This window comes from Streptomyces sp. CA-249302 (genome assembly GCF_050936785.1).
Classification (GTDB): Bacteria; Actinomycetota; Actinomycetes; order Streptomycetales; family Streptomycetaceae; genus Streptomyces.
In genome coordinates, this window is the sequence record NZ_JBNJMG010000001.1 from 9,402,084 (window position 1) to 9,417,640 (window position 15,557).

Below are 15,557 nucleotides of genomic sequence, written 5' to 3' on the forward strand. Positions count from 1 at the left end.
CTCAGCGGGCGTCCTTCAGGGGCTTGATGTTCGCCTTCTGGTCGCCGAGGAGCTTGTCGATCGTCGGCTTGTACCAGTCGTAGGCCGCTGTCGAGGACTTCTGGCGGGCGATGATGTCGTCGATGTTGGAGGAGTCGACGACCCCGCCGGGGGAGAGGAACCAGCCCTCGGGCAGCTTGCCGTCCTTGTTGCGGACCGAGTCGATCAGGATCGCCGTGGACAGATAGCCCTTGAGGAAGTGCTGCGGGTCGATGGTGACGAAGTTCGAGCCGTCCTTGACCGCCTCCAGCGTCTTCGGGTCGACGTCGAAGCCGGCGGTCAGCCACTTCCCGTTCTGCGCCTTCTTGATCTTGGCGAGGTTGTAGCTGTCCGCGTCGCCCACGCCCAGGAAGGCCAGCGCGTCCGGGTGCGCGTTCACCTGCGCCGACCAGGAGCTGTAGTTCTGCCCGGGATCGCTGTACGTCTGGAAGGGGCCGAGCACCTTCACGTCCGGCGCCTCCTTCTTGAACGTGTCGGAGATGCCCTTCGCCCGGTTGTCCAGCACCGGCGTCCCAGGGTTGGGCACGCCGATGACGATCTCGCCCTTCGGGTCGGAGCCGAGCCGCTTGAGCGCCTCCTTCGCCATCAGCTCGCCGAGCGCGTAATTGTCGTTGCCCACATAGAAGTCGACCTTGCTGCCGTCGGTGGGGGAGGTGTCCAGGGCGACGATGGGGATGCCCTTGTCGACGGCCTGCGCGGCCGGGCGGGTGAAGATCGGCGGGTCCAGGTTCTCCAGGACGATGCCGTCCTTCGCGGTCGCGGTGAGGTTCTGGAAGAGCTGCGCCTCGGCCGGCCCGTCGGTGTTGGGCGGGCCCACCGCCTTGAAGTCGACGTCCCCCGCATGGCTCGCGGCGCTCTCGGCGCCGAGCACCATCTCGTGGGCGAAATTGAGCGAGATGTTGGCGACCGCGATGCCCATCTTCAGCTTGCCGCCCTTGCCGCCGGGGCTGTTGTCCCCGCAGCCGGCGGCGCCGAGCAGCACCAGGGCGCCGAGCACGGCGGCGGTCGTACGGAGTCGGGCACGCATCACGGCCTCCAAGAGCCTTGCGCAGGCTGGGTCTTCACTTGCGTCGGCGTCCGGTGCGCCGCAGCGCGCTGTCGGCCGCGACCGCGACGAGGATGACCCCGCCGGTCGCGAACGACGTCCAGTTGATGGGTACTTCGAAGAACACGAGCCCCGAGGCCACGACCGACAGGATCATCGCCCCCGCCACCGCGCCGACGACCGAACCGCGTCCGCCGGCCAGCGGGGTCCCGCCGATGATGCAGGCGGCGATGGCCTGGAGTTCGTAACCCTGGCCGAGGGTCGGATCGCCGGCGCCGTAGAAGGCGAGGGCGAGCGAGGCCGCGCAGGCCGTGGTCAGGCCGGACAGTGCGAGAGCCTGAACTCGGGTGCGGACAACGGGAATTCCGCTGAACGCGGCGGCCTCGGGATTGGAGCCGATCGCCCGCACCCGGGCCCCGAAACGGGAGCGGGCGAGCACCACGGCGAGTACGACGACCACCGCGAGCAGCACCCACAGCGCGAACGGCACCCCGCCCGGATCGCCGCCCGCGAAGGTGAAGAACGAGTTGCCCAGCGGCAGATCGGTGATCTGCTTGCCGTCCGCGAGCGCGAGCCCGACACCCCGGTACAGCATCAGCGTGCCCAGCGTGACGATGAACGACGGCAGCGCGAGCAGCGTCGTCACCAGCGCGTTGAAGACGCCGAGCACGATCCCGGTCAAGAGCATCACCGGCACCGCCAGCCACGGGTTCAGCCCGTCCCGCACCAGCAGCGCGCCCACGACCAGGCACATCGCGTAGGTGCCGCCCACCGACAGGTCGACCTCGCGCATCGAGAGCGCGAACACCATCCCGCACGCCATCAGCGAGATGTAGACCGAGTTGTGGGCCGTGGAGAGCAGGTTGCCGGTGTCGAGGAAGTCCGGATAGGGGATGCCGATGGCGGCGATCAGCAGCGCCAGCACCACCAGCACACCCAGCTCGTCCCGCACCAGCCGCCGGGACAGCGGCCCGAACCGTCTCCGCCCGCCACCCTGATCGCGGGCGCGCTCGGCGTCGTCCACGGCACGCTCGGTCTCGGTCATCGGGCACGGCTCCCGTACGGCTGGTGCTGGCGTCGCAGGCAGCGTCGATCCCCCGGGCGCGGGCGGCAACAAGGGCGTTTCAGCGAGTGGAATGCGCTCTTGCCGGGGGACTGACGGGTCATCACACTCGGGCCATGGAGACGCGGACCGCACTGGTGACCGGAGCGGCACAGGGCCTCGGGCAGGAGTTCGCCGTCGCGCTCGCCGGGCGCGGGTACCGGGTCGCCGGCCTGGATCTCTTTCCGCAGCCGGAGACCGCCGGGAGGGTCCTGGACTACGTGGAGCTGGTCGGCGACGTCACCGACGAGGAGCAGGTGCGGGAGGCGCTGGAACGGGTGATCGACCAGTTCGGCACGCTGCACGTCGTGGTCAACAACGCCGGCGTCTACCCCGCGAAACCCTTCGAGGAGACGACGATCGAGGACTGGCGCCGGATCATGCGCGTCAACCTCGAAGCACCCTTCCTGGTCACCCAGGCCGCGCTGCCTTATCTGAAGGCGGCCGGCTGGGGCCGGGTCGTCAACATCGTCTCCGCCGCCGTCTTCACGGCGCCGCCGACGATGGTCCCTTACGTCGCCTCGAAGGCCGGTCTGATCGGCTTCACCCGGGCCCTCGCGTCCGCCCTCGGCCCGTACGACATCACCGTCAACGCGATCGCGCCCACCATGGTCCGCACCACCACCGCCGAGCGCACGGTCGGCGCCGACGGAGGCTTCGACGCGGTCCGCACCGGCCAGGTCGTCAAGCGCACCCAGTCCCCCTCCGACCTGGTCTCCACTCTCCTCTACGTGGTCGACGAGGGCAGCGGCTTCCTGACCGGCCAGACCCTCAACGTGTCAGGAGGATCAGCCTTCCTCTGACCGGGACTCCGACTCCGTCAGCCATGCGTGGACCTCTTCCTTGAGCGACCGCTGGAAGGTGGTCAGCAGCGCCTGCACGACGATGGGCTGCATGTGCGCCGACAGCGACTTCACGTCCTCCTCGGCCCGCTCGGACACCTCGCCCCGGAACAGCTGCGACAGCTCGTGCGCGGCGGCCCGCGAATGCGCGACGAGTACCTTCCGCGCGGCGAGGATCGCGTCCTGCGACAGCGGTACGTCGAGCAGCTGCACGGCGAGCCGGAGCAGCCCGGCATCGATCCGAAACCCGTCCCCCTCCGGCCTGACCACGCCCATGGCGGTGAGCCGCTCGACGTCGTCCTCGCCCAGCCGCCGCCCCGCCCGCCGCTGCAACTCCTCCGCCGACACCGTCTCCACCGTGTCCGGCGCCCAGGAGGCCACCACGGCCCGATGGATGGCCAGGTCGTGATGGCTGAGGTCGGCCGGCAACTGCTCCATGTACCGCTCGATCGCCGCCAGCGTCATGCCCTGGTGCTGGAGCTCCTCGATCAGCGCCAGCCGGGCCACGTGCTGCTGCCCGTACCGCCCCACCCGCCGCGGACCGATCACCGGCGGCGGCAGCAGCCCCTTGGTCCCGTAGAACCGGACCGTACGAACCGTGATCCCGGCCCGCGCGGCCAGCTCGTCGATCGTGAGCGTCGGCTCCCCGATGTCGCTGCCGGTGTCGGTCGTCATGTGCAGCAGTATCGCTGTCACACCAGTACTGCGAAACCTCGGGAGCCCCGTTGTCAGTGGCTGGCCGTACGGTGGCGTCATGTCGGAGATCATCCATGTCAGGGGTGACGCCACCACACCGTCGGTGAAGGGCGTCAAGGTGATCGCCCATGTCTGCAACGACAGCGGGGGATGGGGGAAGGGCTTCGTGCTGGCGATATCTCGCCGCTGGCCGGAGCCGGAGGCGGCGTACCGCGCGTGGCACCGCGACCGCGCGGCGAACGACTTCGGGCTGGGCGCGGCCCAGTTCGTCCAGGTCGAGAAGTACCTGTGGGTGGCCAACATGATCGGCCAGCGCGGGACCAGGACCGGCAGCAAGGGCGTCCCGGTGCGCTACGAGGCCATCGACACGGCCCTCGGCAGGCTGGCCGACAAGGCGCTGGAGCTGAATGCCTCCGTCCACATGCCCCGGATAGGGTGCGGACTGGCGGGCGGCAAGTGGTCGCGCGTCGAACCGCTGATCAGCGATCGGCTGGTGAAACGGGGCGTCAAGGTCACGGTGTACGACCATGGGGAGGCTGTGAGTTGAGGCACGGCAGCGGTGATGGGGGACGGGTGTTGAGGCGCGACATCGACGTGCTCGTGCTGGGCGGCGCGGGCGTCGACACCATCGTGTACGTGCCGGAACTGCCGCTTCGGTACGCCGACAGCTACATGATCGAGCAGGGTATCCGCACCCGTGCCGGCCAGACCGGCGACTTCGTGGCACTGGGCCTCGCCGCCCTCGGCCTCCGCGTCCACCACCTCGACCTCCTCGGCGACGACCCCGAGGGCGACCTGGTCCGCGCCCTGCACGACGAGAAGGGCATCGCCCTCACGGCGATCCCCCAGCCCGCGGGCACGAAGCGCGCCGTGAACCTCGTCGGCCCCGACGGCAGACGACTTTCCCTGTACGACGTGAGCCGCTCCCACCCGGACGACCGCTTCCCGGAGGCCACGGTCCGCACCCTGGCCGAGGCGAGCCGGCACGTCCACGTCGCCATCACCCAACCCGCCACCCACACCCTCCCGCTCCTGCGCGAGTCGGGCACCACCGTCTCCACCGACCTGCACGACTGGGACGGCGAGAACCCGTACCACGAACCGTTCGCGTACGAGGCGGACGTGGTCTTCCTTTCCACGACCGCGCTGCCCAACCCCGAGCGCACGATGCGCCGTATCACCGGACGGGGCAGAGCCGAGGTGGTCGTAGCCACGGCAGGCGCGAAGGGCGCCTACGTACTGACCGACGACGAACTGACCCACATACCCCCGGCGACGCCACCCGCGCCGGTGGTGGACACCAACGGGGCGGGCGACGCCTTCGCCGCGGCCTTCCTCTACGGCTGGCTGAACCGGGAGACCCCCAACGTGCCGCCCACTACGGCGCGATCGCAGGCGCCCACGCCTGCACGGTCCCGTCGACGGAGGCGGAGTCGATGACCCGCGAGGAGCTCCTGGCGGTCAGTGCAGGTCGTTCGTAGCCTCGATCTTCATCCACGACTTGGGCTGCACCGGGACCGTCGCCCCCTTCACCGCCGTCCCCTTCACCGCGGCCGCCGAAGGCTTGCTCGGCTGGAACAGCCACGCATCGAACAGCGAGCTCAGCGACCTGCCCGAAACCCGCTCGGCATAGGCTTCGAAGTCCGCCACCGAAGCGTTCCCGTACGCATGCTCCTGAGGCCACCCCTTCAGGATGGCGAAGAACGTATCGCCCCCTACCGCGTTCCGCAGCGCCTGCACGGCCAGCGCCCCGCGGTCGTACACGGCGATGTCGAACTGGTCGTCCGGCCCGGGATCCCCCGGCTCGACGGTCCAGAAAGCGTCGTCGGCCGGATGCGAGGCGTACACGTAGTCGGCGAGTTCCTGCGCCGTCCCCTCGCCCTCGTGCTCGGACCACAACCACTGCGCGTACCGGGCGAACCCCTCGTTGATCCAGATGTCCTTCCAGCCCTTGAGCGACACGGAGTCCCCGTACCACTGATGCGCCAACTCGTGCACGACCACGGACGCGTTGGCCCCGTTCGCGAACTGCCGCTGGCTGTAGTACACCCGCGTCTGCGTCTCCAGCGCGTACCCGGTGGTCGTGTTGGGGACGTATCCACCCGCCGCACTGAACGGATACGGCCCGAAGTAGCCGCTCAGCCAGTCGACCAGCTCCCCGGTCCGCTCCACGCTCGCCCGCGCCGCCCCGTCGTTGTCCCCGAGGTCCCTGCTGTAGGCGTTGATCACCGGCACCCCGCCCTCGGAGGTGCTCCTCGTGATGTCGAACTTCCCGACCGCCAGCGTGGCCAGATACGTGGCCTGCGGCTTGTTCTCCCGCCAGTTGTAGCGGGTCCACCCGAGCTGTGAACTCGTCGACTGGAGCAGCCCGTTGGAGATGACCTGCGTCCCGTCCGGAACGGCCACCGATACGTCGTACGTCGCCTTGTCCAGCGGATGGTCGTTGCTCGGGAACCACCACCACGCCGCCTCGGGCTCGTCCGCGGCGACGGCCCCGTCCGGCGTCCGGTGCCAGGTGTTGAAGCCGTACGCGCTCTTCGAGGACGGCACCCCGCTGTAGCGCACCACCACGGTGATCGCCGTCCCCTTGGCCAGGGGCGTCTTCGGCGTCACCACCAGCTCGTGCTGACCCGAGCTCGCGAAGGAGGCCTTGGCGCCGTTGACCCGCACCTCGCCGACGTCCAGCAGGAAGTCCAGGTCGAAGCTCGACAGATCCTCCGTGGTCCTCGCGAGGATCGTCGCCGTACCCGCCAACTCGTCGGTCGAGGGCTGGTATTTGAGCCGCAGGTCGTAGTGGGAGACGTCGTATCCGCCGTTGCCGTAGTCCGGATAGTAGGGGTCGCCGATGCCGGGCGCGCCGGGGGAGAGGGTCGCCGCCGACGCCGGGATCGCCAGCATCAGGGAGGCCGCGGCGAGTGCGCCCGGGGCGATGAGTCTGCGATGCACGAAAGGCTCCAAGTGGTGGGGGCACGAAGTCTGTTCGGATGTGCGGAGCCTATTGAGTCCCTGTGTGCGCAGGTCTGTCCACGGCCCCACGTGTCACATGAACTTCATTCGGCCGACTGCCCTCTTCTGCACCGGAGTTGACCGTTGTAACGTCCGCGCATGCCGATACGCATGCGCTTCACGACCTGGAGACCGCTCGCGACGGCGGCGATCGCCGTCCTCATGGCCGCCTTCCTCACCCCGGCCGCGGCCCACGGTGCCCCGCAGAAGACGAGGGAGAGCCGGCCCGTCTACTCCTACGACAACGCCATCCGCGAGGCCGTCTGGGTGGACACCGGACTCGACGGGGACGGCGACGGAAAGACCGACCGCGTCGCCGTCGACATCGTCCGCCCCCGCGAACCCGCCCAGCAGGGCCGCAAAGTGCCCGTCATCATGGACGCCAGCCCCTACTACTCCTGCTGCGGCCGCGGCAACGAGAGCCAGCTGAAGACGTACGACGCGAACGGCAACGTCGTCCAGATGCCGCTCTTCTACGACAACTACTTCGTGCCCCGCGGCTACGCCTTCGTCGGCGTCGACCTCGCCGGCACCAACCGCTCCGACGGCTGTGTGGACGTCGGCGGCCGCTCCGACATCCAGTCCGCGAAGGCCGTCGTCGACTGGCTGAACGGCCGCGCCAAGGCGTACACCACCCGCACCGGCACGGCGACCGCCAGGGCGAGCTGGACCAACGGCACGACCGGAATGATCGGCAAGAGCTGGGACGCCACCATCGCCAACGGCGTCGCCGCGACCGGCGTCAAGGGCCTGAAGACCATCGTCCCGATCAGCGGCATCTCCTCCTGGTACGACTACTACTTCCAGCAGGGCGCCCCGCTCTACGACTCCGGCCCCGACTGGCTCTCCAACTACGTCGACAGCCCCGACGCCCAGGCCAAGTGCGCCGCCGTACAGCAGAAGATCGTCGACGGCGCCCCGCGCACCGGCGACTGGACGCCGTTCTGGACCGAGCGCGACTACGTCAAGGACGCGAGCAAGGTGAAGGCCAGCGTCTTCCTGGTCCACGGCATGCAGGACCTCAACGTCCGCACCAAGCACTTCGGCCAGTGGTGGGACGCCCTCGCCAAGAACGGGGTCGAGCGCAAGATCTGGCTCTCCCAGACCGGCCACGTCGACCCCTTCGACTTCCGCCGCGCCACCTGGGTGGACACCCTGCACCGCTGGTTCGACCACGAACTCCTCGGCTACGACAACGGCATCGACCGCGAGCCGATGGCCGACATCGAGCGCCACCCCGACCAGTGGGTCACCTCCAAGGTCTGGCCGCCCACCGGCACCAGCACCACGACCCTGCGCCCGGCCACCGGCACCCAGACGGGCGTCGGCACCCTCGGCCTCACCAAGGGCAAGGGCACCGAGACCTTCACCGACGACCCGTCGCAGAGCGAGACCGACTGGGCCGCCCAGATCGACACGTCGACCCCCGACAAGGCGGGCTTCGTGACGAACCCCCTCACCCACGACCTGCGCCTGTCCGGCTCCTCCAAGGTGACGATCACCGCGACCCCGACCACCCCGACGGCCCACCTCTCCGCCGTCCTGGTCGACCTCGGCCCCGACACCATCCGCGACTACGCCGCCGCGGGCGAGGGCATCACCACCCTCACCGACCGCAGCTGCTGGGGAGCGAGCACCGCGGGCGACAGCGCCTGCTTCAAGAACACCGCGGCCACGAAGGCCGACGTCGACTACACGGTGTTCAGCCGCGGCTGGGCCGACCTCGGCAACTACGCCTCCGACCTCAAGGGCGTCCCGCTCACCCCGGGCAAGGCGTACACCATCACCCTGTCCCTGGCGGCCACCGACCATGTCGTCCCGGCCGGCCACCGCCTGGCCCTGATCATCGCGGGCACCGACAAGGACCTCATCGACCCGCCGGCCGACAAGCCGACCCTCACCCTGGACCTGACCCGCACGTCGGCCCGAGTCCCGCTGGTTGGCGGCGCGAAGGCCTTCGCCAACGCCACGTCAGGCGAGTCGGCGGCCGCACCCACGGCAACGACCCTGAAGGGGGTACGCGACCCGAGCGCCGCCCACCGCGTCCCGATCGGCTGAACAGGGGCGCGCAACATCGTCGTTGAGGGGCGCGGGGCTGTGTCGATCCGCGGCTCCACCGCGGGGCGCGACCAGCCACAACGGCGCCGCAGACGAGAACGCCGCACCCCCGCGGAGCGCTAGGCGGCCGGACGAACCAGCCCGGCCGCCTCCTCCGCACACCCCCACGCCACGGTCACACCCGCCCCACCATGCCCGTAGTTGTGCACCAACACCCGCCCACCAGCCAGACCTTCCCGTTCCAGCCGCACAGCGTCCCGCGCCGGCCGCAACCCCACCCGGTGCTCCAACACCCGCGCCCCCGCGATCTCCGGCCGCAGTGCCGCACACCGCCGTACGATCGCCCCAGCCACCACCGGATCCGGCTCCAGCGACCAGTCGTCCTCCACGGCCGTGCCGCCCAGGATCAATCGCCCCGGCTGCGGAAAGAAGTACGCCATCTCCCCGTCGGCCCCGGTGGAGGTGAGCCACGTGCGGATGCCGGGGTTCTCCACGACGACCAACTGCCCCCGCACGGGACGTACACCCGGATCCGGCACGAGCGAACGGGCAGCCAGCCCCGTGCAGTTGACCACCACCGGCGCACCCACCTCCGCGAAGTCCGCCACCGTGCGCTCCTCGACCATCCCGCCCGCCGCCAGCAACCGCTCCCTCAGCCACGGCAGATGAGCCGCCATGTCCACCAAAGGCAGCCGCGCCCACAAACCGGTCCCGCCGTACTCCTCGGCCGTCGACGCCCGCAGCCCCCGCACCCGGGCGGCCGCCCACCCTTCGGCCGAGTCCGCATCCGCCTCGCCCAGTACCCCTTCGACCATGCGTACGCCGGTCACCTCGGGCCGGTCCGCCAACTCCTCGTACACGTCCAGGGACTTGAGCGCCCACGCGCGTGCCCGAGCTGTCGGCCGGATCCGGTACGGCCACCAGAGCGCCCCGGCAACCGCCGAGGTGGTCCGCTCGACGGGATCCCGCGTCCACACCCGCACCCGTACGCCACGCTCGGCGAGGACGACGGCGGTCGTGAGGCCGATGATCCCGCCGCCGACCACGATGACATCGTTGTTCGAATCGCTCTCCACGTCCGGACCGTAGCGGAATGTCCCATCCCGTGCTCAGACCGCAGCCACTCTGGGGATACTCACAGCATGTCTGTCGAGTACGCGACCTTCGGCCTGGCACCGGCGATGCGTGCCGGTGGAGTCCTCGCCAACGGTGACTACCAGGTGCACCGGGACTTCGTGGACTTCATCGTCGACGGGCGCCCGCTGCTGTTCCAGCTCTCCGACCTCGACGCCGTCTCTCCGCTCGCCTCCGACGTCCCACCCGCGATCTTCACCGAACAGGTCCGCAGCCTCCTGCTGGAGGCGGAGCCCCCGCTTCCGGACGGCCGTTACGTCATCTACGGCTGCCCCGAGTGCGCCGACCTCGCGTGCGGTGCCGTCACCACGGTGATCGAGCGGGACGGCGACGACTACATCTGGCGCGACTTCGCCTGGCAGACCGAGGAACACGCCGACCTCGACCTCAACGGCTACCACGGCATAGGGCCGTTCCGCTTCCACGGCACCGAGTACCGCGAGGCGCTTGCCGGGCTGCTCGACGGCGAGTCCCGGTCGACCCGTCGGCGGGTTCTGCTCATCGGCGCGCGTGTCGCTCTGCTCGCCAAGCTCGCCGCCGCTCTGCGCACTATCGGCATCGGTGCGGACATCGCCCACGACGCGAACGGCGTCCCCGCGGACGAGTTGGCCGCCTACGGTGCGGTCGCCTTCGGCCGTGCCGTCACTCAGGAGGAACGTGCCGCCGTGCGCCGCGCCTTCGAGCAGGCCGGCCTCGACGTCGCCTATGTCGAGGGGCTCGCGCCGATAGTGCCCCTCCTCGTCGCCCAGATCGAGCACGCCCTGGATCGCAGTCCGGTGGAACAGCGCCGGCTGACCCGTCTGGTCGCCGCCGACGGGGAGGCGGGGGTCGAGGTCACCTCGCCGTGCCGGGTGCGGCTGACCGCGTACCGGCTGGACCGGCTGTACCGGACCCACGCCAACGAGGTCTTCGACGGTGTTCTCGAACCGGGGCGCCACCGGATCGCTCTCGACGCGAGGGCGGTGAAGGGGGAGTCCTTCGTGGTGGCACGGACCTCGGGGAGTGTGCTGGTGGAGGCGATGGCACGGTAGCGCTCCGCTCAGCCCCGCCCATTAGGATCGCTCCCTGTGAGTGCAACCCTCGTCGCCAAGAATCTTGCCGCCGGACACGGTGACCGGTCCCTCTTCTCGGGGCTCGACCTCGTCGTCGCGCCCGGGGACGTGATCGGGCTGGTCGGAGCCAATGGTGCCGGCAAGTCCACGCTGCTCAGGATGTTCGCGGGGCTGCTCGCGCCGGAGGAGGGGGAGCTCAGGCTCTCGCCGCCGACGGCGACCGTCGGGCACCTTCCGCAGGAGCCGGAGCGGCGGGCCGGCGAGACGGTCCGTGCCTTCCTCGCCCGCCGTACCGGCGTCGCCGAGGCCCAGCGAGTCATGGACGAGGCCACTCAGGCCCTGGTCGACGGGGCGCCCGGCGCCGACGACGCGTACGCGACGAGCCTGGAGCGCTGGCTCGACCTGGGCGGCGCCGACCTGGACGAGCGGGCCGAGGAGGTCGCCGACTCCCTGGGCCTCGCCGTCGACCTGGACCAGCCGATGACCTCCCTCTCCGGCGGCCAGGCGGCCCGCGCCGGTCTCGCCTCCCTCCTGCTCTCCCGCTACGACGTCTTCCTCCTCGACGAGCCCACCAACGACCTCGACCTGGACGGCCTGGAGCGCCTGGAACGGTTCGTGAAGAGCCTCCGGGCCGGCACCGTCGTCGTCAGCCACGACCGCGAGTTCCTCACCCGGACGGTCACCAAGGTCCTCGAACTCGACCTCGCCCAGCGGCAGATCAACCTCTACGGCGGCGGCTACGAGGCCTACCTGGAGGAACGGGACGTCGCCCGCCGGCACGCACGCGACGACTACGAGGAGTACGCCGACAAGAAGGCGGCCCTCCAGGACCGGGCCCAGACGCAGCGCTCCTGGATGGACAAGGGCGTCAAGAACGCGCGCCGCAAGGCGTCCAACGACAACGACAAGATCGGCCGCAAGTTCCGCAGCGAGGCCAGCGAGAAGCAGGCCGCGAAGGCTCGCCAGACGCAGCGCATGATCGAACGCCTCGAGGTGGTCGAGGAGCCCCGCAAGGAGTGGGAGCTGCGCATGGAGATCGCGTCGGCCCCGCGCTCGGGCGCCGTGGTCGCCACCCTGCGGGACGCCGAGGTGCGGCGCGGCGACTTCAGCTTCGGCCCGGTCTCACTCCAGATCGACTGGGCGGACCGGGTGGCGGTGACCGGCGCGAACGGCGCGGGCAAGTCCACCCTGCTGGGCGCGCTCCTGGGCCGTATCCCCCTGGACGCGGGCGCGGCCTCCCTGGGCTCCGGCGTCCTGGTCGGCGAGGTCGACCAGGCCCGCAAGCTGTTCCACGGCGAGGAGTCCCTGCTGGACGCGTTCTGCGCCGTCGTACCCGACACCGAACCGGCCGAAGTCCGCACCCTGCTGGCCAAGTTCGGCCTCAAGTCGGACCACGTCCTGCGCTCCGCGACCAGCCTGTCCCCGGGCGAGCGCACGCGGGCGGCCCTGGCCCTCCTCCAGGGACGAGGCGTCAACCTCCTCGTCCTCGACGAGCCGACGAACCACCTCGACCTGCCGGCCATCGAACAGCTGGAGTCGGCCCTCGACGCCTACGAAGGCACCCTCCTCCTGGTCACCCACGACCGCCGGATGCTGGACGCGGTCCACGTGAACCGCCGCCTGGAAGTGGCGGCGGGCAAGGTGACGGAACGCTAGCGGCTCGACCAGGGAGAGACGATGGGCTCATCGGCGAAACGTCCGTCCGTGAAGATCACGCACGAACAGGACGTGGTCGTTCGCATGCGCGGCACCCAGGACCGCATCGCGGACGCCATCACCGCGTTCTCCGGGACGATGACGTTCGTGTACCTCCACGCCCTGTGGTTCGCGGTGTGGATCGCGTGCAACGAGGGCGTGTTCGGCAAGGGTGCGATCTGGGACCCGTACCCCTTCGGCCTGCTCACCATGATCGTCAGCCTGGAGGCGATCTTCCTCTCGACCTTCGTCATGGTGAGCCAGAACCGTCAGGCAGCCCGCGAAAACGTCCGAGCGGACCTGGACTTCGAGACAAACGTCCGCTCGGAGGTCTGGGCGGTCCACATGGGCAGGGCGTTGGGGGTCGACCCGGTAGAGGTAGAACACCGAGTCCAGGAGCTACTGAAAGAGAACCGGGCTCGTATGAACGAGGGCCACTAAAGCGCCCCGATAGGGGCGCGGGGAACTGCGCGACCAGCCACAACGGACCCGCAGCTCCCCGCCTACCGCTACCGCCCCTTGTTCTTCGGATCCACCAACCCGGCCTTGCGAAGAGCATCGGCCATCGCACTGTTCGCAGGCGGCGCCGCCTGACGAGCCCCGCCCCCTGACCGCCACGCCCGCCCTGACGGGGCTGCTGCTGCCGCTGCTGGGGCGGACGCCCACCCCGCTGCTGTCGCCGCTCCCCGCCGGAGGCCTGCGCCTCGTCATCGAGCCGCAGCGTCAACGAGATCCGCTTCCGCGGAATATCGACGTCCAGCACCTTCACCTTGACGATGTCCCCGGGCTTGACGACATCCCGAGGATCCTTCACGAACGTCTTCGACAGCGCCGACACATGCGCAAGCCCGTCCTGATGGACACCCACGTCGATGAACGCCCCGAACGCGGCCACGTTCGTCACGACACCCTCCAGCACCATCCCCGACACCAGGTCGGAGATCTTCTCGACGCCCTCCTTGAAGGTGGCCGTCTTGAAGGCCGGACGCGGGTCGCGCCCCGGCTTCTCCAGCTCCTTGAGGATGTCGGTCACGGTCGGCAGACCGAACGTCTCGTCCACGAAGTCCTGCGGCCGAAGCGAGCGCAGCACACCCGTGTTGCCGACCAGCGACGCCACCTCCTGGCCGGACGTCTTCACCATCCGCCGGACGACGGGGTACGCCTCCGGGTGCACGCTGGACGCGTCCAGCGGGTCGTCGCCGCCGCGGATCCGCAGGAAGCCCGCGCACTGCTCGTACGCCTTCGGGCCGAGCCGTGCCACGTTCTTCAGCTGGCCGCGCGACTTGAACGGGCCGTTGGCGTCCCGGTGCGCCACGATGTTCTCGGCGAGACCCGAGGTGATGCCGGACACGCGCGCGAGGAGCGGGGCCGACGCCGTGTTGACGTCCACGCCCACGCCGTTCACACAGTCCTCCACCACCGCGTCCAGCGAACGCGACAGCTTCACCTCGGACAGGTCGTGCTGGTACTGGCCGACACCGATCGACTTGGGGTCGATCTTCACCAGCTCGGCCAGCGGGTCCTGGAGGCGACGGGCGATCGACACGGCGCCGCGCAGCGAGACGTCCATGTCGGGCAGCTCCTGCGAGGCGAACGCGGAGGCCGAGTACACGGACGCGCCGGCCTCGGACACCATCACCTTGGTGAGCTTCAACTCCGGGTGCTTGGTGATGAGTTCACCGGCGAGCTTGTCGGTCTCGCGGGACGCCGTGCCGTTGCCGATCGCGACCAGGTCGACCTTGTGCTCCTGCGAGAGGCGGGCCAGCTTGGCGATCGCCTCGTCCCACTTGTTGGCCGGTACGTGCGGGTAGATGACGTCCGTCGCGACCACCTTGCCGGTGGCGTCGATGACGGCGACCTTCACACCCGTGCGGAAACCGGGGTCCAGGCCCAGCGTCGCGCGCGTGCCGGCGGGGGCGGCGAGCAGCAGGTCGCGCAGGTTGGCGGCGAAGACCTGCACGGCCTCGTCCTCGGCGGCCGTACGCAGCCTGAGGCGCAGGTCGATGCCGAGGTGCACCAGGATGCGGGTGCGCCAGGCCCAACGGACCGTGTCCTTCAGCCACTTGTCGGCGGGCCGCCCGCGGTCGGTGATCTCGAACTTGTGGGCGACGATCCCCTCGTACGACGAAGGCCCGTCGGTCGCCTCCTCCGGCTCCAGGGCGAGGTCGAGAACCTCCTCCTTCTCGCCGCGGAGCATCGCCAGGACGCGGTGCGAGGGCAGCTCCTTGAACGGCTCGGCGAAGTCGAAGTAGTCGGCGAACTTGGCGCCCGCCTCCTCCTTGCCGTCCCGCACCTTGGCCGCCAGCCGCCCGCGCACCCACATGCGCTCGCGCAGCTCGCCGATCAGGTCGGCGTCCTCGGAGAACCGCTCGGTGAGGATCGCCCGCGCGCCGTCCAGCGCGGCCTGCGGATCGGCGACACCCTTGTCGGCGTCGACGAACGCGGCGGCCGCGGCGAGCGGATCCACGCTCGGGTCGCCCAGCAGCCCCTCGGCGAGCGGCTCCAGGCCCGCCTCGCGCGCGATCTGCGCCTTGGTGCGCCGCTTCGGCTTGTACGGCAGGTAGATGTCCTCCAGGCGCGCCTTGGTCTCGGCACCCCGGATCTGCGCCTCCAACTCCTCGGTGAGCTTGCCCTGCTCGCGCACCGAGTCGAGGATCGCCGCCCGCCGCTCCTCCAGCTCCCGCAGATACCGCAGCCGCTCCTCGATCGTGCGCAGCTGCGCGTCGTCGAGCATCTCGGTCGCTTCCTTGCGGTAGCGGGCGATGAAGGGCACCGTCGAACCGCCGTCGAGCAGCTCCACGGCGGCCCTGACCTGCCGCTCCCGTACGCCGAGCTCCTCGGCGATCCTGCCTTCGATGGAGCTTACGAGGGGTGTCGTCACGATCCCG

General features: G+C 70.0%; 12 protein-coding genes and 2 pseudogenes. 7 read left to right on the forward strand and 7 right to left on the reverse strand.

Annotated elements, in window-relative coordinates:
* Window position 1: 1 nt before the first annotated feature.
* Window positions 2-1,066 carry a sugar ABC transporter substrate-binding protein gene (locus ACQEWB_RS42285; RefSeq protein ID WP_432840897.1) on the reverse strand — a complete coding sequence of 355 codons (1,065 nt, stop codon included), beginning with the start codon at window positions 1,064-1,066 and terminating at the stop codon, window positions 2-4.
* A gap of 34 nt (window positions 1,067-1,100) precedes the next feature.
* Window positions 1,101-2,129: an ABC transporter permease gene (locus ACQEWB_RS42290; RefSeq protein ID WP_432840900.1), complete on the reverse strand. Its 1,029-nt coding sequence runs from the start codon at window positions 2,127-2,129 to the stop codon at window positions 1,101-1,103.
* 134 nt (window positions 2,130-2,263) lie between these two features.
* Here ACQEWB_RS42290 and ACQEWB_RS42295 point away from each other — a divergent pair, with 134 nt between their 5' ends.
* Window positions 2,264-2,989 (forward strand): SDR family NAD(P)-dependent oxidoreductase, encoded by a 726-nt coding sequence (locus ACQEWB_RS42295; protein WP_432840902.1) that lies wholly within the window; start codon window positions 2,264-2,266, stop codon window positions 2,987-2,989.
* Here ACQEWB_RS42295 and ACQEWB_RS42300 read toward each other — a convergent pair.
* Window positions 2,975-3,703 (reverse strand): MerR family transcriptional regulator, encoded by a 729-nt coding sequence (locus ACQEWB_RS42300; protein WP_432840904.1) that lies wholly within the window; start codon window positions 3,701-3,703, stop codon window positions 2,975-2,977. The genes ACQEWB_RS42295 and ACQEWB_RS42300 overlap by 15 nt on opposite strands.
* A 79-nt stretch (window positions 3,704-3,782) precedes the next feature.
* On the opposite strand from ACQEWB_RS42300, the gene ACQEWB_RS42305 reads away from it, so the two are divergent.
* Window positions 3,783-4,271 (forward strand): macro domain-containing protein, encoded by a 489-nt coding sequence (locus tag ACQEWB_RS42305; RefSeq protein ID WP_432840906.1) that lies wholly within the window; start codon window positions 3,783-3,785, stop codon window positions 4,269-4,271.
* Between the two features lie 29 nt (window positions 4,272-4,300).
* Window positions 4,301-5,205: pseudogene (locus tag ACQEWB_RS42310) on the forward strand (PfkB family carbohydrate kinase).
* Here the strand turns inward: ACQEWB_RS42310 and ACQEWB_RS42315 are convergent.
* On the reverse strand, window positions 5,186-6,670 hold the full coding sequence (locus ACQEWB_RS42315; RefSeq protein WP_432840908.1) for a M1 family metallopeptidase: 1,485 nt from the start codon (window positions 6,668-6,670) through the stop codon (window positions 5,186-5,188). The pseudogene ACQEWB_RS42310 and the gene ACQEWB_RS42315 sit on opposite strands and share 20 nt — an antisense overlap.
* Window positions 6,671-6,829: 159 nt before the next feature.
* On the opposite strand from ACQEWB_RS42315, the gene ACQEWB_RS42320 reads away from it, so the two are divergent.
* Window positions 6,830-8,788 (forward strand): Xaa-Pro dipeptidyl-peptidase, encoded by a 1,959-nt coding sequence (locus ACQEWB_RS42320; protein ID WP_432840910.1) that lies wholly within the window; start codon window positions 6,830-6,832, stop codon window positions 8,786-8,788.
* Window positions 8,789-8,907: 119 nt separating this feature from the next.
* Here the strand turns inward: ACQEWB_RS42320 and ACQEWB_RS42325 are convergent, their stop codons facing one another.
* Window positions 8,908-9,864 carry an FAD-dependent oxidoreductase gene (locus ACQEWB_RS42325; protein ID WP_432840912.1) on the reverse strand — a complete coding sequence of 319 codons (957 nt, stop codon included), beginning with the start codon at window positions 9,862-9,864 and terminating at the stop codon, window positions 8,908-8,910.
* Window positions 9,865-9,930: 66 nt separating this feature from the next.
* On the opposite strand from ACQEWB_RS42325, the gene ACQEWB_RS42330 reads away from it, so the two are divergent.
* Together ACQEWB_RS42330 and ACQEWB_RS42335 are read left to right on the forward strand one after the other, a co-directional pair.
* Window positions 9,931-10,953, forward strand: a complete 1,023-nt coding sequence (locus tag ACQEWB_RS42330; protein ID WP_432840914.1) for an oxidoreductase — start codon at window positions 9,931-9,933, stop codon at window positions 10,951-10,953.
* 36 nt (window positions 10,954-10,989) lie between these two features.
* A complete protein-coding gene (locus ACQEWB_RS42335) occupies window positions 10,990-12,630 on the forward strand; it encodes an ABC-F family ATP-binding cassette domain-containing protein (RefSeq protein WP_432840916.1) in 1,641 nt (546 codons plus the stop codon).
* Here ACQEWB_RS42335 and ACQEWB_RS42340 read toward each other — a convergent pair.
* The gene (locus ACQEWB_RS42340; protein ID WP_432844419.1) at window positions 12,627-12,923 is read right to left on the reverse strand and encodes a hypothetical protein; all 297 of its coding nucleotides are present in this window, start codon (window positions 12,921-12,923) and stop codon (window positions 12,627-12,629) included. The two genes, ACQEWB_RS42335 and ACQEWB_RS42340, sit on opposite strands and share 4 nt — an antisense overlap.
* Between ACQEWB_RS42340 and ACQEWB_RS42345 the strand changes: the two genes are divergently transcribed.
* Window positions 12,805-13,110 carry a DUF1003 domain-containing protein gene (locus ACQEWB_RS42345; protein WP_432844303.1) on the forward strand — a complete coding sequence of 102 codons (306 nt, stop codon included), beginning with the start codon at window positions 12,805-12,807 and terminating at the stop codon, window positions 13,108-13,110. The genes ACQEWB_RS42340 and ACQEWB_RS42345 overlap by 119 nt on opposite strands.
* A gap of 68 nt (window positions 13,111-13,178) precedes the next feature.
* Here the strand turns inward: ACQEWB_RS42345 and ACQEWB_RS42350 are convergent.
* Window positions 13,179-15,550: pseudogene (locus ACQEWB_RS42350) on the reverse strand (Tex family protein).
* Window positions 15,551-15,557: the final 7 nt, after the last annotated feature.

What these genes read in the sequence shown, in the direction of transcription:
- ACQEWB_RS42285 (WP_432840897.1), bottom strand. Translation starts at nt 1,066, where the DNA reads ATGCGTGCCCGACTCCGTACGACCGCCGCCGTGCTCGGCGCCCTGGTG.
- ACQEWB_RS42290 (WP_432840900.1), bottom strand. Translation starts at nt 2,129, where the DNA reads ATGACCGAGACCGAGCGTGCCGTGGACGACGCCGAGCGCGCCCGCGAT.
- ACQEWB_RS42295 (WP_432840902.1), top strand. Translation starts at nt 2,264, where the DNA reads ATGGAGACGCGGACCGCACTGGTGACCGGAGCGGCACAGGGCCTCGGG.
- ACQEWB_RS42300 (WP_432840904.1), bottom strand. Translation starts at nt 3,703, where the DNA reads ATGACGACCGACACCGGCAGCGACATCGGGGAGCCGACGCTCACGATC.
- ACQEWB_RS42305 (WP_432840906.1), top strand. Translation starts at nt 3,783, where the DNA reads ATGTCGGAGATCATCCATGTCAGGGGTGACGCCACCACACCGTCGGTG.
- ACQEWB_RS42320 (WP_432840910.1), top strand. Translation starts at nt 6,830, where the DNA reads ATGCCGATACGCATGCGCTTCACGACCTGGAGACCGCTCGCGACGGCG.
- ACQEWB_RS42330 (WP_432840914.1), top strand. Translation starts at nt 9,931, where the DNA reads ATGTCTGTCGAGTACGCGACCTTCGGCCTGGCACCGGCGATGCGTGCC.
- ACQEWB_RS42340 (WP_432844419.1), bottom strand. Translation starts at nt 12,923, where the DNA reads ATGACGAAGGTCGAGAGGAAGATCGCCTCCAGGCTGACGATCATGGTG.